21 protein-coding genes are annotated in these 22,379 nt (G+C 49.3%); 15 read left to right on the plus strand and 6 right to left on the minus strand.

The features are described from left to right. Window positions 1–8 precede the first annotated feature (8 nt). The 9 genes from ACINK7_RS21605 to ACINK7_RS21645 all read left to right on the plus strand — a co-directional run bounded on the left by ACINK7_RS21605 (window position 9) and on the right by ACINK7_RS21645 (window position 8,533). Entirely contained in the window at window positions 9–2,393 is a 2,385-nt protein-coding gene (locus tag ACINK7_RS21605; protein ID WP_404358601.1) for a TonB-dependent hemoglobin/transferrin/lactoferrin family receptor, read from the plus strand. A 9-nt stretch (window positions 2,394–2,402) separates the two neighbouring features. Continuing rightward, window positions 2,403–2,660: a hypothetical protein gene (locus ACINK7_RS21610; RefSeq protein ID WP_404358603.1), complete on the plus strand. Its 258-nt coding sequence runs from the start codon at window positions 2,403–2,405 to the stop codon at window positions 2,658–2,660. Window positions 2,661–2,816: 156 nt separating this feature from the next. Continuing rightward, window positions 2,817–3,539, plus strand: a complete 723-nt coding sequence (locus ACINK7_RS21615) for a PEP-CTERM sorting domain-containing protein (RefSeq protein WP_404358604.1) — start codon at window positions 2,817–2,819, stop codon at window positions 3,537–3,539. Window positions 3,540–3,622: 83 nt separating this feature from the next. Beyond that, entirely contained in the window at window positions 3,623–3,901 is a 279-nt protein-coding gene (locus ACINK7_RS21620; RefSeq protein WP_404358605.1) for a hypothetical protein, read from the plus strand. 2 nt (window positions 3,902–3,903) lie between these two features. Continuing rightward, window positions 3,904–4,902 (plus strand): ChuX/HutX family heme-like substrate-binding protein, encoded by a 999-nt coding sequence (locus ACINK7_RS21625; RefSeq protein WP_404358607.1) that lies wholly within the window; start codon window positions 3,904–3,906, stop codon window positions 4,900–4,902. Window positions 4,903–5,219: 317 nt separating this feature from the next. Then, window positions 5,220–5,768 (plus strand): HugZ family protein, encoded by a 549-nt coding sequence (locus ACINK7_RS21630; protein WP_404358609.1) that lies wholly within the window; start codon window positions 5,220–5,222, stop codon window positions 5,766–5,768. A gap of 21 nt (window positions 5,769–5,789) precedes the next feature. Further along, window positions 5,790–6,662: a hemin ABC transporter substrate-binding protein gene (locus ACINK7_RS21635; protein WP_404358610.1), complete on the plus strand. Its 873-nt coding sequence runs from the start codon at window positions 5,790–5,792 to the stop codon at window positions 6,660–6,662. Continuing rightward, the gene (locus ACINK7_RS21640) at window positions 6,659–7,729 is read left to right on the plus strand and encodes a FecCD family ABC transporter permease (protein ID WP_404358612.1); all 1,071 of its coding nucleotides are present in this window, start codon (window positions 6,659–6,661) and stop codon (window positions 7,727–7,729) included. The genes ACINK7_RS21635 and ACINK7_RS21640 overlap by 4 nt, the downstream gene beginning before the upstream one ends. After that, complete coding sequence (locus ACINK7_RS21645) at window positions 7,730–8,533, plus strand: heme ABC transporter ATP-binding protein (protein ID WP_404358614.1); 804 nt, start codon at window positions 7,730–7,732, stop codon at window positions 8,531–8,533. It abuts the gene before it with no gap. Window positions 8,534–8,582: 49 nt separating this feature from the next. Here ACINK7_RS21645 and ACINK7_RS21650 read toward each other — a convergent pair whose 3' ends face one another. The 3 genes from ACINK7_RS21650 to apbC form a co-directional block, all read right to left on the minus strand. Continuing rightward, window positions 8,583–8,741, minus strand: a complete 159-nt coding sequence (locus ACINK7_RS21650) for a hypothetical protein (RefSeq protein ID WP_404358615.1) — start codon at window positions 8,739–8,741, stop codon at window positions 8,583–8,585. A 594-nt stretch (window positions 8,742–9,335) separates the two neighbouring features. Continuing rightward, complete coding sequence (gene dcd / locus ACINK7_RS21655; protein ID WP_341326756.1) at window positions 9,336–9,902, minus strand: dCTP deaminase; 567 nt, start codon at window positions 9,900–9,902, stop codon at window positions 9,336–9,338. Window positions 9,903–10,299: 397 nt separating this feature from the next. Then, window positions 10,300–11,391 carry an iron-sulfur cluster carrier protein ApbC gene (apbC, locus tag ACINK7_RS21660; protein WP_404358617.1) on the minus strand — a complete coding sequence of 364 codons (1,092 nt, stop codon included), beginning with the start codon at window positions 11,389–11,391 and terminating at the stop codon, window positions 10,300–10,302. 201 nt (window positions 11,392–11,592) lie between these two features. Between apbC and ACINK7_RS21665 the strand changes: the two genes are divergently transcribed. Genes ACINK7_RS21665 through ACINK7_RS21675 form a run of 3 tightly spaced genes read left to right on the plus strand, consistent with a single transcriptional unit; the run spans window position 11,593 to window position 13,433 of the window. After that, window positions 11,593–12,075 (plus strand): hypothetical protein, encoded by a 483-nt coding sequence (locus ACINK7_RS21665; protein ID WP_404358619.1) that lies wholly within the window; start codon window positions 11,593–11,595, stop codon window positions 12,073–12,075. A 12-nt stretch (window positions 12,076–12,087) separates the two neighbouring features. After that, a complete protein-coding gene (locus tag ACINK7_RS21670; RefSeq protein WP_404358621.1) occupies window positions 12,088–12,888 on the plus strand; it encodes a hypothetical protein in 801 nt (266 codons plus the stop codon). A 14-nt stretch (window positions 12,889–12,902) separates the two neighbouring features. Further along, window positions 12,903–13,433 (plus strand): hypothetical protein, encoded by a 531-nt coding sequence (locus tag ACINK7_RS21675; protein WP_404358623.1) that lies wholly within the window; start codon window positions 12,903–12,905, stop codon window positions 13,431–13,433. Between the two features lie 376 nt (window positions 13,434–13,809). On the opposite strand, the gene ACINK7_RS21680 is transcribed toward ACINK7_RS21675, so the two are convergent. Beyond that, window positions 13,810–14,733, minus strand: coding sequence for an HDOD domain-containing protein (locus ACINK7_RS21680; RefSeq protein WP_404358625.1), 924 nt, complete (start codon window positions 14,731–14,733; stop codon window positions 13,810–13,812). A gap of 11 nt (window positions 14,734–14,744) precedes the next feature. After that, window positions 14,745–16,061, minus strand: coding sequence for a sigma-54 interaction domain-containing protein (locus ACINK7_RS21685; RefSeq protein ID WP_404358626.1), 1,317 nt, complete (start codon window positions 16,059–16,061; stop codon window positions 14,745–14,747). Between the two features lie 337 nt (window positions 16,062–16,398). On the opposite strand from ACINK7_RS21685, the gene ACINK7_RS21690 reads away from it, so the two are divergent. Further along, the gene (locus ACINK7_RS21690; RefSeq protein ID WP_404358628.1) at window positions 16,399–17,070 is read left to right on the plus strand and encodes a hypothetical protein; all 672 of its coding nucleotides are present in this window, start codon (window positions 16,399–16,401) and stop codon (window positions 17,068–17,070) included. A gap of 133 nt (window positions 17,071–17,203) precedes the next feature. Next, window positions 17,204–17,791 carry a hypothetical protein gene (locus ACINK7_RS21695; protein WP_404358630.1) on the plus strand — a complete coding sequence of 196 codons (588 nt, stop codon included), beginning with the start codon at window positions 17,204–17,206 and terminating at the stop codon, window positions 17,789–17,791. A gap of 315 nt (window positions 17,792–18,106) precedes the next feature. On the opposite strand, the gene ACINK7_RS21700 is transcribed toward ACINK7_RS21695, so the two are convergent. Beyond that, window positions 18,107–20,500, minus strand: a complete 2,394-nt coding sequence (locus tag ACINK7_RS21700; RefSeq protein ID WP_404358632.1) for a Lon protease family protein — start codon at window positions 20,498–20,500, stop codon at window positions 18,107–18,109. Window positions 20,501–21,308: 808 nt separating this feature from the next. Between ACINK7_RS21700 and ACINK7_RS21705 the strand changes: the two genes are divergently transcribed. Further along, window positions 21,309–22,145: a PEP-CTERM sorting domain-containing protein gene (locus tag ACINK7_RS21705; protein ID WP_404358633.1), complete on the plus strand. Its 837-nt coding sequence runs from the start codon at window positions 21,309–21,311 to the stop codon at window positions 22,143–22,145. Window positions 22,146–22,379 lie beyond the last annotated feature (234 nt).

The following is a 22,379-nucleotide window of genomic DNA, read 5'->3' on the forward strand; positions in this document are numbered from 1 at the left end:
CCGCCAACATGTTAAACGCCTTTTCGTTTATTCGGCTATGTCCTGCGCCGCTAAACTGCAAATATTCGAAAACCGCATGCGCTTGCTTTTGCGTACTGTTGGCGAATGCGCCGGCGATTGCCGATGAGAAGGCCGCGATGAAAGATACGGTGGAATTCGCTACGATGATTGTCGAAGGCAATTCAAGCGCCCGTCCGTTGGATGAAGAGCCGGGCACCGCTTCGGTAATCGACGCCGAGACGATAGAACGGCGAATGGTTCGCAGCATCAAAGATTTGATCCGTTACGAACCGGGCGTCAACGTCGGCAACGATCCTCAACGTTTCGGCGCGACCGGCTTTACGATTCGCGGTCTCGGCGGCAACCGCGTGTTGATGCAGGTCGACGGCGTTCGCTTGCCGGACGCTTTTTCGATCGGCTCGTTCGCTTCGGCGACGCGAAACATGGTCGACATGGATGCGCTGAAATCGGTCGAAATCATCCGCGGCGCAGGGTCTGCCCAATACGGCGGAGATGCGCTGGGCGGCACGGTCGGCTTTGTCACTAAAGATCCGCGTGATTATCTCGACACATTCGGCAACGATTATTATGCCGACGCCAAACTCGGGTACAACACGACCGATCAAAGTTTTCTGAAAACTGCTACATTGGCAGGCGCATCATTTGGTTTTGAAAGCTTGCTGCTGTTAACGCACTCCGAAAGCCGAGAAACCGACACGAAAGGCGACAACAAGGAGCTGAATCCGAGGCGGACCGCGCCAAGCCCTCAAGACAACGAAGTCTACAACGGACTCGGCAAGCTGCTCTACCGTTTCGACGATGACAACGTGCTGCGCTTAACCGGCGAGTGGATGCACAGCGAGTCTGAGCTCGACGCTTATCATGCCAGAGATCCATTGGGCATCGGGTTTCCCCCGAACACGAAAATATTCAGCCTGATCACCGATGACAGACAAACGCGTTGGCGGATTTCGTTGGATCATACGCTTAAACATGTCGACTTTGCGTTATTCGATCATGTGTTTTGGCGCGTATATCGGCAAAAAACCACGGCGACACAAGAGACTTGGCAAGATCGCGACAATCCGCTGAATAAACGCCATTTAATCCACCGTATTTTCAGCTTCGATAACGACGATTTCGGTGGAGAAATTCGCTTCGACAAGCTTTTTTCGACCGGTATTTTCGATCATGCACTGCAATACGGCGGTCAAATCAGCATGAACACGATTACGCAGAAACGGGACGGCACAATAACCTATACCAGCGGTAATCCACCATTCATTCAACCGGGAACCGTTTCGAAAACCGTCCCGCCCGACACGTTTCCGGTCCGCGATTTTCCTGAAAGTTTAGTGACGAAGGCGGGTGCTTATCTTCAAGACAGCATCACGTTTCTCGATCGGCGCGTAGAGCTGATTCCCGGTGTACGTATCGAGTTCTATTCTTTAAAGCCGCAAAAAGACCGTCTATACGATGCGACGTCGGAGGTGCAGCCGACTGAACTCGACGAGTACAAGATTCTGCCTAAGTTGGGCGCGTTATTCCATATCACCGATGAATTAACGATTCACGGGCAATATGCAGAAGGGTTCCGCGGCCCGAATTTTGGCGAAAGCAACTCCGGTTTCGTCAACGATCAATTCGGTTATCAAACGATCCCGAACTTCAATCTGACACCCGAAACCAGCACCGGATTTGAGATCGGTTTGCGCGGCAAAGGTGCGGCCGGAACGTTCGATCTGACTTTTTTTCGCAACGATTACAAGAATTTTTTGTTTTTGGATACGGTTTGCGTACCTTCGGCGGCGACCGGATTCTGTTTGGCCTACGGTGATACGCCAAGATTGACATTTCAGCAAATCAATAACCCGGACGATATCCGGATTCAGGGCGTCGAATTCAAAAGCCAACTTTACTTGGATTGGTTTCACGAAACTTTGGAAGGAGCGAGTTTAATAGTCAGCGGATCGTATGCAGAGGGCGTCAATCTCGAAACCGGTTCCGTAAACGACGTGTCCTTACGCGGCATCAGTCCGGCCAAAGGCGTGATCGGCCTGCGCTACGAAGAACCTACTGGAATCTGGGGTTCTGAATTGATATTAACCTTGGTCGACGCCAAGCATCCGAAGACAGCGCCGGACGATGCGCAATTCCTGCCCCGAGGATACGGCGTCGTCGACTTTAACGGTTACTACCGTTTCAACGACCATGTTTCGGTTAACGTCGGTGTTTTCAATTTGTTCGACAAAACCTACATCGACTGGGAAGACATCAATACGCGGGCCGGCGACCCGCATGCGACGTTCGGGGCCTACGCGAACGCCGATTTCTGGAAGCGTTATTCGCGACCGGGGCGCAACGTCGGCGCGACGCTAAAAATAGCATTCTGAGATACGGCGATGCACACAAGTTACAAAGACATCAAACACAAGTTATCGGGATTGTTCGACGAATTGTTCGCGCATAACGGTTATGCTGATTTGCGTATCGAAATGCGCATTCTCAAACGAGGGCAAAAAGAAGTGATTCTATATTGCGGGAAGCAATACCGTTATATCGCCGAATACCGCTCAGAGCTCGCAGCAAAAGTACCCCAGAGCAATTCAAGCGAAGCTGAGGAAATCGAAACGGACGAACCGAAGAAAGATATCAAGTGAATTTAAAGTGCAGCACCGCCGCTTCTCCTCCTAAAGAAAAGCTGCGGATGGACGGTTTGGCACCGAAATGCGGCATATCGAAACGACAACATCGAAAGATCCTTTTGTCTTTGCGGCTAAGAAAAGGGGCTTAATTTTCATTAAAGAGGACAAGCTATGAATAAAAGATCACATTTTATGCTCGCCGCAGCGATGCTAAGTTTTTCCGGTATCACTTCGGCGGATTTTACCAATGGGCCGAATCCTTATAATCCGGGATTCGGTTTCGATGCCCCGCATGAGGCATCTTGGGGCGGATGGACGCGCGGCGATGCCGGTACGCTCTACGCCGAATGGGATACCTTCTTCGATACTTCCTACGGCACTGCAACCGACCGCACCGCGGCTCCGGACGTCGGCAGCGCCAATACCGGCGATGCCTATCTTGGTTGGAGTGCCGGAACTTTTGCGGCAGGTACCGGCAATTTGTATAGCTTTTCCGTTCCGCAAAACTATAACGCGATCGTCGCGGGCAGCGTCGGGGAGGGACCTGTTCGTGCCGTCCTCCAGTTCGAAAGCTGGGGAACCGAAATGAATTATAGCGCAATCACTTTGAACGGTTTGGCACCGACGTTTACCGAGCAGACTTATTTTCAAGCCGATTATCCAAGCTCGTTCGGTCCGGTTGATCTTGTCCAATTTTTAGCGTACTGGGATTTGCCAGCCGAATTGTTGACCTATAACTTCTCGTTCGGCAGCGACTCTCATCAAAGTCTCGCACAAGTAGCCGTCGACATAGCCGCGGTTCCCGTTCCTGGCGCCGTCTGGTTAATGGGGTCGGCTCTGCTGGGCTTAACCGGTTGGCGGCGTAAGCAATACTCGACTGTAAGTGTCGGCTAAATGCGACTAACCCCGAGCCGGACAACTCGGTTCGGCTCGGACCCTATTTTAATCTAAAAGCGCCGATGCGCCGGGAGGATTAAATGTATCGAATACAGACGCAACCGGTTAGACCCGGACCTACCGAACTCGAGGAGGAAATTCGGCTGTACATGCGGCTATATCTCACGCAACGGGTATGGTTCATATCGCAGGCGGTGGTCGAACTGATCGACGCACTAATCGGCCACCCCGAGTTCGACGGAACGCCTGAACAACGCTGCGGTTTCATACGCCTAGCAGGAATTTGGCGCTGCATTGCATGGATAGACCGCTGTACGCAGACTCAGGCGGCCGGTTACGAAAATTCGCAAGAGGAATGATCATGTGCCAAGCAAAAGATAGTCAAACGAACTCGATTTCTCCCGAGGCCTTAAAACGCCGCTGGGACGAACTACGCGAAAATAAGCCGCAATTGCGAATTAGGGAGGCCGCTTCCGCTTTGGAAGTCAGCGAGGTCGAGCTCCTGGCTACCGGTTGCGGGGAAAACGCGACGCGTCTTGAGGCCGATTGGCTTGGTCTGTTGAACGGAATCGAATCCCTTAGCCCGGTGCTTGCGTTGACTCGTAACGATGATGCGGTGCATGAAAAAACGGGTTTTTATCAAAGTATCCGGCTGACCCATGCCGGCGGACAGATTCAGGGCGATAACATCGACCTGTTTCTGGATTTTCGCCATTGGCATTCGGCTTTCGCCGTGACCGAACAAACACGTCAGGGAGATCGCGACAGTTTGCAATTTTTCGACCGCGACGGTACTGCCGTGCATAAGATTTATATGACCGAAAACAGATGTATACCGGCCTACCGGGCCTTGATCGAACGTTACCGGTCCGAAGATCAATCGCAACGGCAACATGTCGAACCTCCGTTACGAAACATTGATTCGGTAGCCGCCATGGCCGGCAACGATAGGCTAGGACAGGCATGGCATGAGCGCTTGATCTCCTGCGGTGCCGTGCCTTATCAAAGCACCGAGCCACTGCAAACCGAACGACTGCAGCCCTCGTCGTTTCGGCGTTTCATGGAAAAAGCGTCAGAAGTTGGCGCCGGTTTGACCGTTTTGGTCGGCAATGACGGTGCGGTGCAGGTCCATACGGGCCCGATCGAGAAATTAATGATCACCGGTCCCTGGTTCAACGTGCTCGACGACGGTTTCAACTTGCATTTGAAGGAAGACGCGTTGGCGGAGCTTCGTCTGGCCGAACGGCGGGCCGGGAATACTTCAGTCAATACACTGGAGCTTTGCGATGCCGCCGGGCGTCATATCGCGATGATTCTCTTCGAACATGCGGATTTGGGCAAATGCCTTACTCCATTTTGATTGAAAGACCGTCTAAGAATAAAAGGTATGGGATATGTCTATCGAGGACCGCCGTAAACCCATCCATGGGGGCTTGACGGCAGCTAAGCGCCAAGGATGGCGTGAATGCAGATTTTGCAGGAGCAAAAATCTGTCCCTGCTGCCGACATCCTCGCTAGCCACAGCCCATACCTTCTAAAGTTATCTAATTTTTGACTATAAAGGGAGTAGGACGGATGTTTGAAATGGTTATCAACCCAAATTCCGCAATGCCGACCCCAGTAAATGCAAGAACATAACGGGCAATTCTTTTTTGAAATAACTAACGAGACAACGACATGAACGATACCACAGTAGATTTTGAACAAGTCCGGGAAGACTGCAGCCGCCTGACCGATTCTTTCGATTCGGTATTAATGGCGACCGTAGGTTTGGACGGCAAACCGGAAGCCAGTTACGCAGCCTTTGTGAAATACGAAGGCGATTATTACATCTATATCAGCGAATTAGCGGCCCATACCCGCAATCTTTCGGAGAACGGCAAGGTCAGCCTGCTGTTCATCGAAGATGAAGATAAAGCATCGCATTTATTCGCGCGGCAACGGGCTACGTTTCAAGGACAGGCCGAAGAAATCGCGAGGGATAGCGAACAATTTCATTTTGTCATGGATGCGTTTCAACAGAAATTCGGGCAATTCATCGAGATGTTGAAGAAATTGCAGGACTTCCATTTGTTTCGTATTCATCCAACAAAAGGCTCGTTTGTACAAGGCTTTGCCCGCGCTTTCACGATCGAAGGCGAAACCTTGGACGAATTCCGTCACGTCAACGATACCGGGCATCGTGGCAGCGTGCGCAGCAAGCCGGAATCGATGCCGGCGCATTGATTGCGCGAACGGAAAAGCAGCATGAATAAAAACACACTATTCAAGTTCGTCCGCACCGTCATGTGTTGCGCCATGTTCGTAACTGCAAGCGCTTCAGCAAAAGAGCCACGCATCGTTGCGGTCGGTGGCGCATTGACCGAAATCGTTTACGCACTCGGCGAGGAACGCTTGTTGGCCGGCGTCGACACAACCAGCCAATGGCCTGAAGCGGCGAAAGCATTACCGCAAGTAGGCTATATGCGAAACCTTTCGGCAGAAGGCATTTTGTCGCTGATGCCGACTCTATTGTTGACGACGCAAAGTTCGGGGCCGCAAACGGTTATCGAACAGATCCGGCAAGCCGGTGTGGAAATCAAAACCGTTAACGAAGACAATTCGGCGGACGGCGTGGTGTCCAAAATTCGAGCCGTCGCCGAATGGTTGAATGCGTCCGAACAGGGCGAGTGCTTGGCGAAACAGGTAAAAGAAGACTTCGATCGACTCGAGCGGTTCACGTCCGGAATTGCGCAGCGCCCAAAAGTATTGTTTGTGCTGGCCATATCGCGCGGCGCACCGATCGTCTCGGGTGAGGGAACGCCTGCCGATGCGATGATCCGTATCGCCGGCGGCGACAATGCTTTGAAAGGTTTCGAAGGCTTTAAGCCGGCAAGTAGCGAAGCGTTGATCGAAGCAGCGCCGGATGTGATCGTTTTAACCGATATGGCAGCGAATGCGATCGGCGGCATCGACCGCTTGTTCGGAATGCCCGGTTTCGGTGCGACACCGGCCGGCAAGCTACGCAAAGCGGTAACGATGGATGCCCTGTATTTGTTGGGATTCGGCCCGAGATCCGGTCAAGCCGCGTTGGATTTGGCGACGCGCCTGCGCACCGTCAATACTTTGGCGTCCGAATGATGAAAGCGGCGTTTGCTGTGTCAAGCGTAACGAAACGCTCCGCAGTCCTCGGAGGTTTGACGCTGCTGCTGTTTGTAATGGTCATTGTATCGCTTGGAATCGGCGCCTATTCGATTTCACCGGGCCAAGTACTCGCCATTCTGAGCGAGGTTTTCGGTCTGCAACTGCCCTGGCCGTTCGATGACGGCCATCGCGCCGTACTGGAATCGATACGCGGTCCGCGTATCGCACTCGGCGTGTTGATTGGCGCGACGCTGGCCGTCTCGGGTGCGGCAATGCAGGGCTTGTTCCGTAACCCGCTTGCCGACCCGGCATTGATCGGCGTATCGAGCGGCGCGGCATTGGCAGCGGTCGCTGCGATCGTGCTCGAAACCAGCCTGCTGCGAAACGTGGCGCAAATACTCGGTTATTATTATCTGCCTGCAGCGGCTTTTTCGGGCGGATTCGCGGTGACTTGGCTGGTCTACCGTTTCGCCGGTTCCGGCGGCCGTCTCGATATCGCTTCGCTGCTGCTGGCCGGAATCGCCGTCAATGCATTGGCAGGTTCCTTAACGGGTTTGTTGACTTCGATTGCCGACGATCAGCAATTACGTACCTTAACATTTTGGAGCATGGGCAGTCTCGGCGGCGCTAACTGGAGTCAAGTCGTCGCCGGCTTGCCGTTTTTTCTGCTGAACTTGTTGTTACTCCCCTATTTTTCAAGCGCGTTGAATGCGCTATTACTCGGCGAGGCGGAAGCTGGGCATCTCGGATTTTCGGTCGAAACCGTCAAAACCGCAGTGATCGTTCTGGTTGCACTCGGTGTGGGCTGTTGCGTCGCATTGGGCGGCATCATCGGTTTCATAGGGCTGGTCGTACCGCATTTGCTAAGGCTCAGGCTCGGTCCAGACCATCGCATCATACTGCCGGGCTCGGCTCTGCTCGGCGCCAGTCTGTTGTTGGTATCGGACGGTTTGGCGCGCAGCTTGGCCGTGCCTGCCGAAATACCAATCGGTATCGTCACCGGTGTTTTGGGCAGCCCGTTCTTTTTGTGGTTACTGTATCGGCAACGGATGCTAGGAGGCTGAATGCTGGAGGCGCGTAAGATAGTTGTCGGCATCGGCGGCAAGCGTTTGTTGGACGATATTACATTGTGCGTTAAGCCCGGCGAAGTACTCGCGGTCGTCGGGCCGAACGGTGCAGGCAAGTCGACACTGCTGAAAACAATGTGCGGCGATTTGATACCGCAGCACGGTTTCATTACGATGAACGGTACAGAACTCGACGACTGGCCTATAGCCGAATTGGCCCGCGTGCGCGGCGTGCTGCCGCAAAACTCGACGCTATCCTTTCCGTTCACGGTACTGGAGGTCGTAGCGATGGGGCGCTGTCCGCATCGGCGTAACGGCGATCCGGCGCACGACGATGCTATCGTTCGGCAAGCAATGGCATTAACCGATACCGAAGGGTTCATCGATAGAATTTATACTACGTTATCGGGCGGCGAGCGTCAGCGCGTACAATTGGCGAGAGTTTTGACGCAGATATGGGAACCGGTCGGTGATCTGCCACGCTATTTATTGCTCGACGAGCCGACCTCGGCGCTCGATCTTGCGCATCAGCATAGCGTGTTAGCGATCGCCAGACGATTCGCCGACCGTTTTCAGGCCGGCGTTCTGGCGATTCTGCACGATTTGAATTTGGCTGCACTCTATGCCGACCGTATTGCGGTTCTGCATTCGGGCCGCTTGATGGCGTTCGACAGTCCAGAGCGGGTTTTAGATGCCGATTTGATCATGGAAATTTTCGGCTATCCGGTAACGATAGCCGTTCACCCGATTAAAACGGATTGTCCGCTGGTGATTCCGCATTTGTTGCAAAATGCCGAATGAATAAAACTAGGTTGCCTAACGGGCCGAATTGCGGATACAGAACGACAAATTACAAGCGAGTCATCTTATCTCGATTTCTTTTGCGATAAATAAAAATGCCCGCGCCGACTATTCCGGCGGTTAACGCCAGCATCAAAATGGGATGCTGATAAAACAAATCAAAAAAAGCGCCTACGCCTTGCGATGAACTGCGATAGTAAGGTCCCATAAGTTCCTCCTGGGTTGAATATGCATTATAAAGAGCATACCTTCGGAATGTGCTTTGTCTACTCCATTTATACTCACATTACCGAACCCGACGACAGCTCCCTACCCAGGTGCGCGATGCGCACCCTACACCTGGCGTTCTCTAGCCTATGACCACCAACAGTTTCTAAGATATTTTGGATTAAAAAGCGTGACTAGCTAAAATAGCTTTTTTTCGACAGCCTACCCAACATCCCCATGAGCACCAACTTAAGGCGCAATACATTGATTCATAGTTGAAAAATAAGAGTGTAGCCACAAAATGATGGATTTCCGTTTCGCTACTACCCAGGCTACTGCTCTGCACAGACCTTCCTGCATGGATGATTTTGCGTAGGATGGGTAGAGGCGGAAGCCGAAACCCATCGTTTTTCAACCAGACGCAGTTTCTATCGCAGGACGGGGTTTATAAACCCTTCCGTAACGTTTTTTACCGTTTGCGGGTGCCCATGATGGGTTTCCGCTTCGCTCCTACCCATCCTACTGCTTAATCAATCACTTAGATGCTTAGCGCTTATGCCCAACATCCCATGCTTAAGCCGAATGTCCAGCGCCGTTAGGCTTTCGGTAATGTCACTCCGGTTTGGCCTTGATATTTACCGCCTCGGTCCGCATAAGATGTATCGCAGACTTCGTCGCCGCCTAAAAACAGCATTTGCGCGACACCTTCATTTGCGTAGATTTTGGCCGGCAACGGTGTGGTATTTGAAAACTCCAAGGTTACATGACCTTCCCATTCCGGCTCAAGCGGCGTGACGTTGACGATAATACCGCAGCGTGCATAAGTCGATTTGCCAAGGCAGATCGTCAGCACATCGCGCGGAATGCGAAAGAATTCGACAGTGCGCGCCAACGCGAACGAATTCGGTGGAATGATGCAGACATCGGATTTAACGTCAACGAAACTCGCTTCGCTAAAATCCTTTGGATCGACGATTGCCGAATTAATGTTTGTGAAAATTTTAAATTCGTCCGAGCAACGTACGTCGTATCCGTAACTCGAAGTACCATACGAAATCACTCGGCCTTTTTCCGTCTCCCTAACCTGCGTTGCGGCGAACGGCTCGATCATGCCGTGTTGTTCCGCCATCCGGCGTATCCACTTATCCGATTTGATGCTCATTGAATTCTTGTCCTAATTAATTGAAATCCGGCTGTATTACCATAGAAGTAAGCCATTATAAAACAATAAGGATTTAAGGAACGTGCATTTTATAAGTTATCCTAGAAAAAGCATTTCGCCATGAAGAACATGAAGAATAAGAAGTTAATTCAATAACTTGCCAAGCCTTAACAAATGAAGTACCCATGACCTAAAAACCGAAAAATGTATAAAGCTGGGCTTGTCATTCGTTTGTATAGAGCTTTCGTTCATCCAAGAGGTTAGCGGGATTGTTTAGGTAGTCTTATGAAATACTTCATGAACTTCATATGCTTCATGATTAAACTGCCTAACTTAATTTCATGCCCATCCCTTAGCCTTTTTCAACATCTCGTTTGCAAAGTCCGTCCGCACGAATTTAGGTATTCTGAATCACGATATTCGGAAATTTGCTACTGAAATCTTTGGCTTTCAAGGCTAGTTTCGCGGTCATTTTTCGCGCAATTTCATGGTAAATCTCAGCAGAACGACCGTCGGGATCGGCGATGACGGTTGGACGACCCGAGTCGGCGTTTAGCCTGATGTCCTTGTCTAACGGTAACGCACCCAATAGCGGCACTTGGTTTTTTTCAGCCATCGCCGCGCCGCCGCCGCTACCGAAAATCGCTTCTTCATGACCGCACTGGCTACAAATATGCACGCTCATATTTTCGACAATACCCAACACCGGTACGTTGACCTTTTCGAACATCGCTAAACCGCGTTGCGCATCGAGAAGCGCGATATCTTGCGGCGTCGTGACGATAACCGCACCGCTAACCGGTATTTGTTGCGACAGCGTTAATTGAATGTCCCCTGTGCCGGGCGGAAGATCCACTATTAAATAATCGAGATCGGTCCAACGCGTTTCCTTGAGCAGTTGCTGTAACGCGCCGGTTACCATAGGGCCGCGCCAGATCATCGGCTGACTGGTGTCGACCAGATAGCCGATCGAATTGGTTTGTAAACCGAACGACATCTTCGGCAGCATGGTTTTGCCGTCTTCGCTTTCCGGAAAGCCGGATTGTCCAAGCATCATCGGAATGCTCGGACCATAGATATCGGCATCCAAAATACCGACCTTTGCGCCTTCGGCCGCCAAGGCCAAGGCCAAATTGACTGCCGTTGTCGATTTACCAACGCCGCCTTTACCGGAGGCGACCGCGATGATGTTTTTGATGCCCGGCAGCGGCTTCAATCCTTGCTGAACCGCATGCGACAAAATATTGATAGCAATATCGATCGTCACAGTACCGATGCCTTCCAGCGTCTTCAAATGATCCAAAACCGCTAACTTAAACTCGTCGAGATGTTTTTTAGCCGGGTAGCCTAATTCCAGTTTAATCGAGACATCAGCGCCGTCAATGTGGATCGATTTAATCGATTTAGCCGAAATTAAATCGGTTTCAACATTGGGATCGATAAACGTTTTCAATCGATTTTCGATGTCTGCTTGGGTAATTTGTGCCATGAATGCTCCGGGGAAAGAAGTGTTGAATTAATAACCAACTAAAATACTAAGGATTAGTATTGTACAATCTGAAACCATTATTGACCACTGAACAAGCTTTTTCAAAACTTAGCGGTCGTTATCCCAAGCTTGCGAAAATTGCTTTAGCGAACTATTTTTTAATATCTTGATGTCATATCGCTCATTTTCCAGGTTGTTGAAATGGTCAAACGAATATCTATTTTTGTCTTAGCGGTGTTGACGATGACGGCTTATTCTAACGAGAACTTGAAACAAAAGGCCTATACTGCTTTACGTGACTTTTTTCAATTAAACGGGAAATCGCAGGGCTTTGATGGGACTTATGTCGATACGCCGGCCGAATTTGGTCGAACATGTCGCATAAAAATTGATTTCACAATTCCGGGCCGGGAATATTTTACGATTAGCGGAGAATATACCGCAGTTGGCACATTGGGCGACGGCATTTATTTCGATGCCGCTCCCGATACTTTTACCAGGGTCGAAATACAAAACGGCAGCCTAATCGTGGAACAACAATTTCGCGATAGCTTTGTTACCGGTTCCGAGTCCGTGTTGCAGGCAACTAAGCATTCCGGTCGACTCGAAATCCGGTTAAAACAAAAAAATCGGTTTTTATTTTTTACCGATACCGTGGAAAAACGCTGTATCGCAACACTTTAAAGGAGAGCTTCCATGGCCGTAGACCCGAAAAAACCGCGGACCGTTTTGATCATTCATGGCGTTCAGACCGGCGACGATAACGATTTAATTCAAGATCAACTCATCGAACAGTTACTAAAGAGTCGTCTAGGCAATATGCCGCTCCAATTCAAGACCGATCTTTATCGTTATGAAAATTTAAACAATCAAGCACAAAGCAAATATCAGAAATTAATCAAACTCATTGCCGCCAATCCGATAGGCGAAGTTTTGGCCGGCAATGCCCTTGATCTCATCGGCGATGTCGTCACCGCGCGCCTCGACACCAGCACCGCCGCGCAAATTAGGCAAGGCTTCAAGAATAAGATTCTCGAAATTTTTACCGAGGGCAGTCCTTGTTATGTGGTCGCTCACAGTTTGGGTTCGATCTATGCCTTTGATGTGATTAATGAGCTGATCAAGGATAAACACTATTTCGACAGAAATTCGCGCCGAACTTGGCCGGTACAAGGCTTAATAACGCTCGGTTCGCCGATAGGTTTGTCGATGTTCAAGAAAAGGCGTCAGAAAGTTCAACCGCTTGGGGAGGGGACCAAGATGTTCCGTTGGCTCAACTATTGGGACCGGACCGACCCTGTCGTGTCAGGAAAATTGTTCGGTCAAACCTTAAACGGATTCGAGATCGCCGAAAAATACCGTACCCAATCGCCGGACTTAGGCTGGGTCATCCGCGACCGGCCGGTCGATACCGGTAAAGCTTGGCTCATGGCACATGTGGCGTATTGGGAAAACCCGATGGTCGGCGACGGCTTGTTCGATTTAGTCACTAACTAAGCGGAACAAAAAACATGAAAAAACTTTTTACTTCGATTTATTTATTAGTCCTGCTCAACGGCTGTACGCTTTCAATGTATACCGCAGAACTGGATGCATTGAATTCCAACGGCGAGCCGCGCAAAGCCCTGCTGTATTGGTCGAAAACCGACCGGTTAATCGGCGCCGCGAAAGCCGGTCCGATCATCTTGATAACCGAATGCAGCACCCGCAGGCTGAACTTCGATGAAACCGAAGCCGGCATTGTTTACCGAGGCGAGCCCGGCCGAGACCGGGTTGCCGGCCAAAACAAAACTATCGCGGACGGGACAGTTTGCGCGAAAATCGAAACGCAGTCGAAACTCACCGAATTGCAAGCCGGCGAGTTAATGCTGACAATGCTTTGCGAAGCCGTGTTTGACGAATTCAGTATACAAGAAGGTTTATATACGCCCGCTTACCTTCAAGCCCGCGAAGCCCCTTACCGTTTCGACGTTAGAGAAAGTAAGAGTTGGAGCGTGTTCGGGGAAACGCCGAAAGCGCCGGAACCGCCGGAGTGTATGTGAGCAATGCGCGTTCGGGGCGGTTTGAATAACCCGCCCCGTATGGGTTGGCACGTAGCCCGTATGCAGCGAAAGCGGAATACGGGAGTGTCGTGGCTCCGAGTTTCCCGGATTGCGCTACGCTCCATCCGGGCTACGCTGTTTAGACTCGCAGAAACAAGTCGGTAGCGATTTAGCCGCGGGAATCTGTGCCTAGGCAGGACGGGGTTTGCAACCCCGTTCTAAATATTTCGATCGTGGCCAAAGCAAATCAAAACGTCCGGGTTGTATACCCCGCTTCGCATAAGGTGAACAAATTCGAATACAAACGGAGCGGAGTACCTTATTTTTAAACGCCGAGCGAAGGCTCAATAGGCTAGTTTAATCGGATTATCGATCATTATGCGGTCAATTGGTCAGCCATTACTGCAATATCGTCAAGCGAAGCGCTGAGTTCGGCGAGTTTTTGATGAACCGCATCCGAATTCAAATTCAATACGGCGAATTCCTCTTCGCCGTAATTTTGATTTTGCCCGTCACCGATACCTAAGGTTCCCAATAAACAATCGCTTAAATACACCAATAAATTAAGCCGGTAATTGTCGCCGCGGTAATGAGGGTTATGGTGATGATAAACGACATCGACAATCGGTTTCGGCATCGACCAACTGCGCATGAGCCAAGTGCCTAGCAAAGTATGGTCGACGCCGAAGGCAAACCGCTCGATGTTATAAACGCTTAGCGTGGCATTCGCATCGATGATTCTCGATAAATAAGCAAACTCTTCCGGAAACTCATGCCCAAGCAACGGAAAGCCGATGTTGTGCAGCAACGCGGCTAAAAATAACGTTTCACGGTCCGGCCTTTCTTCGGCTAGCATCATTTCACCGAGCGCCAATGCCAGGCGGGAACCGGCAATGGCTTGAATCCACAGCATTCGAGTGCCGACCTTCCCGATTTTCGGCGCTTTGAGCGGCGATAGCGCACTGAGGCCCAGGGCCAAATTCATCACAAAATCATAGCCTAATACACGGGCAATCGACTCTTGTATCGATGCGATCTTGCCACGGTAGCCGTAAAGGGCCGAGCTGGCCCAACGAATCACTTGCGAACTCAGAATAGGATCCATTTCGATGATCGACGCCAATTTTTTTGCATCCGCCAATGGGTCCGACGCCAATTGAATAATTTGTTGAGCTATGCCCGGCAAGGGTGGTAGCGCCTTGATACGATTGATTTCTTCTCGCAAGTCGACCGGGTGAGAAAAATTATCCAAGCCTGGATCGATGGTGTTGATAGTCCAACTACTCAGTGATGATTCCATTGCCAACTCTATTAATTGATATTGAGGCGATTTAATTTTCGGTATAAGGTTCTTTCGCTGATATTCATTTCGGATGCAATCAGCTTACGGTTGCCTTGATATTTTTTGATCAAGGACCGTATAAATTCGGCCTCGATATTATCCAATGGGTTTATGTTCGATGCTCCGGTTTCTTCGATTGCAGCTCCTTGGCCGCGTCTTTCTATCATGCCGGGTTTTAACGTAACGCCTTGACGCCGCATGATGGAAATGTCCAGTTCATCGATAGTGTGGCTAGTGCAAAGGCACGTAGCCAGCTGTAGACAATTTTTCAGTTCGCGTATATTGCCGGGCCATTTGTGCTGCATTAATTTTTGCATAGCGGCTTTGGTCATACTATAAACACAGTGGTCGCGGTGCCCGAACGACTTAAGAAAATGTCCTACCAGTGCCGGCATATCCTCTATCCGGTCTCTTAAAGCAGGTATTTCCAACGGAAAAACCGACAACCGGTAAAACAAATCTTCCCGGAACAGTCCGTTTCTCACCATTTCTCCAAGGTTTCTGTGCGTGGCAGTCACGACTCGAACCGTCGATGTCAACGATGAGGTACCGCCTACCCGCCTAAATTGGCCGCTTTCTAATGCTCTTAATAACTTAGGTTGCAAAGAGACCGGCAATTCGCCGACCTCATCGAGAAACAAAGTACCTCTGTCCGCCAGTTCGAACAATCCTTTTTTGGCGGATGCCGCCCCGGTAAAGGAGCCCTTTTCATGGCCGAACAGTTCGCTTTCGAACAAGTCTTCTCCGAGTACCGTGCAATCGACGATGACAAATTCTCCCTCGGCATTTTGCGATTTCCGATGAATAAATTCGGCGGCTAGCTCTTTGCCTGTTCCGGTTTCGCCGTTTAACATAACCGGTACATTCGATTGAGCGGCCTTTTGCAATTTAGTTTTCAGATTTATGAAAGCAGAAGACGTGCCAACCATCTTCGGGTTTTTATCCAAGGATTCCGACGCACCGGCGGTAAGTACCGACTCACCTAGATAAAGCGTGCCGTCGGTATCGAGCAAAGGATAGCCCCGAACTTTCAATAAATACTCGCGTTCGTCCACGGTTTCGTTGAATAAACCGGCATATGGTTCAAGCGTTTGAAAAAAACGTCGATGCCGGCAATCGACCGGATTATTGCAGCATGCATTACCCAAAATACTTTCTCTGGCCTGCCCGAAATGATTTTCCCAAGCGCGATTAACGGCGACGACTTGTTGAGCTGCATTAACAATAATAAAAGGAAGGTCATGGGTTTCAAGCAGCGAATTCAACGTGAACGAGTTTGTTTGCATAGTTCCAATCAGCAAGTTATATCCGAAAACCAACTTTCAGCGCCACTTTTCGGTATTTCGGTTCAATGACGTGTCAGCCCTGGCAGTCAACATGACATTGTTGTCAGGTCCGGAAAGCATTCTAACTGATTCGTTCATTAATAAAAGGATTTCGGATTTAATCGAAAAAGAATTGTTGGTTACCGTATGAGGCGGTTCGGCGCTTAGAAGGCATTGGCGTGGTTTTATTCATTGACGCAGTAAGCAAAAATAGGGGCTTAAGAGAGTTGGCTTGAAAAATGCTTTTACCTAAACAGCAGTTACTTATTTGAAACTTACTTGAATTATAGGATCAACAATGAACGCAAAATCAACTTTGCAGCATTCAGTCTTTGCCCTACTTTTGATAGCTTTGCCGCTCCAAACTCAAGCCGCTTTATTTGTCATTGATAATTTTAACCAAGATCAAGACGCTTGGTCTTTTAATGGTGACTCAATAAACAGCGGACCTTTACAGCTTAATACCCCGGGATCAACCCATTTGAGCAATGCCGAAAGAACGCTATTTTCACAATCGGGTGCTGGTTCAAGTACATTTCAGGCGGTTCAAGCCGTTGGCGGACTCTTACAAATTACCAATAGTGTAACGTCGGACGGAATCGCTTCCGTATTATGGGATGGGTTCGATTCTGTTGATTTTATTTCTCTAGGTATCAACGCATTTCTATTGGATATTCTGGCCATCGATCATGATGTAGATATCGACTTTGTGGTAAACGGGACATCTTCTTCACCGCTTCAAAACTTTGCCGGGCCCGGTAATAATTACGTTAACTTTAACGATTTCAGCGTTCCGAGTGTTTTTAATGAAGTCACATCGATACGCTTGAATTTAAGAGGCCCTGCAGCATGGGACGGACAGGTTAAATTAGTCGGCGCACAAAATCCTTCAACGGTGCCTGAGCCAGATTTGTTTATTTTGTTGAGCTTTGCATTGATTGTTTTTGGTTTAGTAAAAAAACAGAACTGAATTGTCGTATCCAAATTTTAACCCACTTGAACTTAATTAAGGTGAAATGATGAATACGAAGCGGTTAATTTTTCCAAATTTGATGGTATTTTTTACGCTTTCGATTTTACCATTAACCGTCCAAGCGGTATCCATGATCGATAACTTCTCCGATTCTCAACAAGTTATGGATTTAGGGAGTCCGGGAATAACAGCCTCAACGACTTTCCTTTCCGATACTTCCAGCGAATTAACCGGAATCAGGAGAACCTTGAGTGCGGAAGCCGGAGTCGGCGCAGTTAATTTTGTGGTTATTCAAGTCATCGGGTCCGGGAGTATTTTAGGTATTACAAACAGTCTTGGTTCCGCTGGTACGGCATCGATTCTGTGGGATAATTTCGGTACGGTTGATTTCAACCAATTTGCCAATGCCCTGAAATTAGATGTTGTGAAGCTAGACGACAAAATGATAACCGTCGAAATGATCGTCAATGGAACTTCGAATTCCGCTTTTACCATTGCTGAAGTCGGCGAATATCTTTTCGATTTTACCTCTTTCAGCAATGCATCGTTATTTGATCAGGTTATTTCATTAGAAATGAAATTAACCGGTCCTTTGGCGTGGGACGGCCAATTCAAACTATCGGCAGTTGCCGCGCCGGTTCCTTTGCCGCCTTCTATTTTTCTGATGAGTTTGGCTTTAATTGGCTTTGCCGTTGTACGAAGGAATACGATTGTCTAATCGAAAAAGCGTCTATACCTTTCGCACTTCAAATTTCGGCAGTGCCGAATGAGACCTCGGGATGCTAGGTCGATTTTTGCTCCTCGGCAATTGCTCCTGCATTGCCCTAATACACGCCATCCATGGCGTAATGCAAAATCGACATTCACGCCATCCATGGCGCTCGCAAAGGCTTTGCCAGTATGGGGGCCTACACGGACGTATTTACGGCGTCCTTTGACGGGCACCCCGAGGCCGAATTTTCATCTACGATGGGTATAATTATCGGAAGGAGTGGAGGGCGGTTAGCGAGTGCAATCGAACCCTCCTAATTTACTATTCCGGCCCCTCTTCTTTATCTTCCTCATGCGCCATATCGGAGATTTCCTTAAGTCTCGAAATCGCCTTGAAATTAATACTGTTTTCAGGATAGTTGCCTTCCGAATCCATGGCGCCGGCTTCATGGCCGGTTAATAGTTCCAGTGCTTCATCGACGATCGAGACCGCATAGACGGCAAATTGTCCCGCTTCAACCGCATCGATAACATCCTTCATCAACATAAGATTGCGTTTATTCGCCGCAGGTATAATCACGCCTTGCTGACCGGTTAAACCACGCGCTTTGCATAGCCTAAAAAAGCCTTCGATTTTTTCATTGACACCGCCGATGGCTTGAACCTCGCCGTATTGATTTATCGATCCGGTCACTGCAAAACCTTGCTTGATTGGCGTTCGTGTCAGCGCCGATATCAAACAACATAATTCGGCCAGGGATGCGCTATCGCCATCGATATAACCGTAGGATTGTTCGACTGCGATACTGGCGGAAATGGCAAACGGAAATTGTTGTGCGTAACAATGCCCGAGATAGCCGGTCAGTATCATCACGCCTTTCGAATGAAGGGCTTGACCGAGTTCGGCTTCGCGTTCGATATCGACGATGCCACGGGAGCCGGGGTAAACCGTCGCGGTGATCCGCGCCGGCGCGCCGAAACTGCTGCCGCCGATTTCCAGAACAGTCAAGCCGTTTGCCTTGCCGATTGCGGTGCCGTCGGTATCGATCAAAATCGTACCGTCGAGCATTTCCTCAAGAATTTCCTCGGACAACCTACCGTTGCGTTGTTCACGCGCGGAAAGGGCCTGTTCGATATGAGCTTGGTCGATGTATTCTGCGGCGCTACATGCACACAAGAGGTTTGCTTCGCCGATGATTTCGAGGGAATCGTTAATGTGCGCCGATAAACGGTGCTGGTTTTCGGAAAGCCTGCAGCTATGCTCGATGAGGCGGGCAATCGCGGTCGAAGTCAATGTTTTGGAACCGGTATCGCGCGCATGTCTCATCATCAGTTGCGCAAAATTTTGCATCGAATCCGGATTCAGCAAAATGCGGTGATCGAAATCGGCCAGCACTCTGAACATTTCGTTAAATTCGTCGTCCAGTTCATGCAATAAGTAATAAATATCCCGCGAGCCGACCAAAACCACTTTGATATTGAGCGGGATAACTTCCGGCTTTAGCGTCATTGTATTGATGCCGAGCTCCGAATACGGCGACTCGATTTCGATACGACCGGACTTCAGCGCGCGCTTTAAACCTTCCCAGACAAAAGGATAAGTGAGCAATTTTTCGGCGTCGAGTATCAAATAACCGCCGTTAGCCTGATGCAGCGAGCCGGGGCAAATGCGCCGATAGTTGGTCACAAGCGTGCCTTGATCGCTGATATATTCGATGCGCCCGAATAAATTCGGATAAATCGGATGCGGCTCATAAACGACCGGCGCACCGCATTCGGTTTTATAATCGACCAAGACGTTAGGAGCGTACTGCTCTTTCAGCAATAGGCGCTTACTAATCTGATCGCGACTATCAAGTCCCGGATTCGCAGCCAATACGTCGACGATGGTTTGGCTCAGGTTTTTTTTGATTTCATCCAAATAAGTGATGGCATCGTCGACGTTTTGATAGTCTTCGATCAACGCCTCGAAGAGCGGTTCGATGGCTTGATTAATCGTCGCATCGTCCAATTGCTTGAGTTGTTCAACCAGCGAACGCCGCCATTGCGGCAGCTCCAGCAAGACATCGCCTAGATAGTTTTCAAGCTCCTCGGTGTGGCGGTGAAACGCTTCGCGTTCGGCTTGCGGCAATTGTATGAATTGCTCGTCTTCCAATAACTTGTCGTCCTTAACAGGCACGAAAGTAATCGTTTCACTCTCGCGGTAGAGCGCAACATTCAAGGATTCCGCTTTTTTCTCGACTTGATTAATCGCCATGTTGTAGCGTTGATTAAAGGCGCGTTCAATCGCGGCCTTTTTTTGCTGATAGGTCGGACTTTCAAAAACGGCCGGAAAAGTAGCCAGCAAATTGTCGATCAATTCATCAATATCAGCGCAGAATTTTTGCCCGTATCCTGCAGGCAATTCGATCGAGACCGGTTCGCGCGGATTATCGAAATTATCGACATAAGCATAACTTGGCGGCGTCGGTTGATTTGGAGCCGATTGTTCAAGCTGTTGGGTAATCATTGACAGGCGCCCGGTGCCTGGTTCGCCCATAACATAAATGTTGTAGCCGGGATTTTGCATCGCGATTCCGAATTCCAATGCCGATCGGGCACGGGCTTGACCTAAAATTGAGGTTTGTTCGCTTGCTGTTGCCAAGGGGATATCCAGGTCTTCCGGATTGATGGTTAATTTCAAGGCTTCCGGCGGAAGCGGTTGGTAATGAGGCATGATGCAGTAATTAGTTCTGAAGTATTAAACCGTGCATTATACATTTCACTCTTTAAATTCCAGTACTTATTAGAAAAGAACCCGTGCTTTAGTCGAGAGTGTACTGATACTGCACAATGTTTATAGATTGTTTTTTTATTACCATGAAGGGCATGAAGATAATGACTAAAAAATATCAAAACGATGGCGTGACTGGAGTGCAGGAAAAGCCTGCGCTCTAGCAGCAATAATGATGACATAGGCTGTTAATCCTAATAAAGAGCAGTTGGCATGAACGGTCTTCAACACTTTCACCGGCTTGGTGAAGCCTCAAACTACCGTTCACCCTTCGACTGGCTCAGGGCGAACGGTAGTTTGAGGCTCTCAACAGCTATTTTTAAGTTAATGGTTAGTAACTCATTTAAATTGAAAACGCTGTCTCTTCAAGTCCTCCATGCTCTTCATGGTAAAAAACAAATGACAATTTTTTGGAATCAGCACCTAATCGAAATGTTCTCCGGAAATACCGTCCAAATTCACTCGCGACCACAATTGCATTGATCGAAGCGTCATTGAGAATACCTTTGTCGAGGCGATGATAAGAATTGATAGGTAACCACCGAAAAAAACAACCTTTTTTTAGCAGAAGCAAGGATCAAAGCACATTAGATTGCCATATAAGAGTTGACTAACCTGGCAGTCGGAATGACAAAATTGTCAGTGTTGGCGCTTCAGTGCCGCCGATTAAGCCCCAATATCAACCTTTTTACAAATTGGCATCAAATATGCTTAAGAGGATTTAACGAATTAATTTATCTGGATAATCCTTATGAAATTGAACACAAAAGCAGCCTTGCTTATTCTTGCATCTTGCCAATTCAATGCTCAGGCCGACATGATCAACATTACTGTCGACGGCGATTTATCGGACTGGGGAATTCAACAAACAGAGCAGGCCAGCGATTGGCTTCCTAACGCTGGTGTGCATTACACGATTCAAGACCAAACCGGCGGCCTAGGTGTACGTCTTGGTGCCGGTTACGGAGGACAAGCATACGATGCAGAGGCCCTATACGCTCATTTAACCGATACACACCTCTTTATTGCTCTTGCAACCGGACACAATCCCGAAACCGCTCAAAACCCGTCAGCTAACAGTTTCGGCGCCGGCGACTTTGCTTTAGACTTCGGCCTCAACGGAGTTTATGAGTTGGGCATCAACGTCAAACCGTCATGGGATACTTTCGGCATCGCGGGAGGCGTCTATGGAGTAACCGAGTGGGCTTACGGTTTATGGGAAGATGACACCTTGACTGGTTATAAAAAGTCGGATCACCCGACTTCGATTATCGATGGAATATTGCTTGGCCAGTCTGTTATGGCAATCAGCGGGCCTAAAACCGGTTATGGCGAATGGGCAAGCGATAAACATTATTTTTATGAAGTTGCACTTGGGCTTGATCTATTGAGAACGGCTGGCTGGGGAGGCGAAAGCTTCAATGTCCATTGGACTCAAATGTGCGCGAACGATTCGATCATCGTCGATCCGCCCAGCGTTCCGGAACCTGAAGTCGTTTCATTGCTTCTGCTAGGGTTGATTGGTACAGCTTGGGCACGCCTTAGGAAAAATATCCAAATGCAAGGCTTGGCGTTTGAATTGGTGTGATACCTGACTAAAAAAAGAAATCCTAATGCGCTTTCGGTGAATGAAATATACCTTTCGTACTTCAAATTTCGACAGCGGCTAAAGAGGCATCGGGATGCTCGATCCCTCTCCTAACACAAGGTGAGGGCCAGCATAGAGCCTGCGTGGATGCATTCTCCCAGCACCTAAATTCCATAGCCCATTGGCCATGGTTAATTGTCTTGGATAATTTAGGTGCTGGGCCTTTGACAGGCG

Origin of the sequence: Methylotuvimicrobium sp. KM1 (assembly GCF_044788715.1) — a bacterium.
Classification (GTDB): domain Bacteria; phylum Pseudomonadota; class Gammaproteobacteria; order Methylococcales; family Methylomonadaceae; genus Methylotuvimicrobium.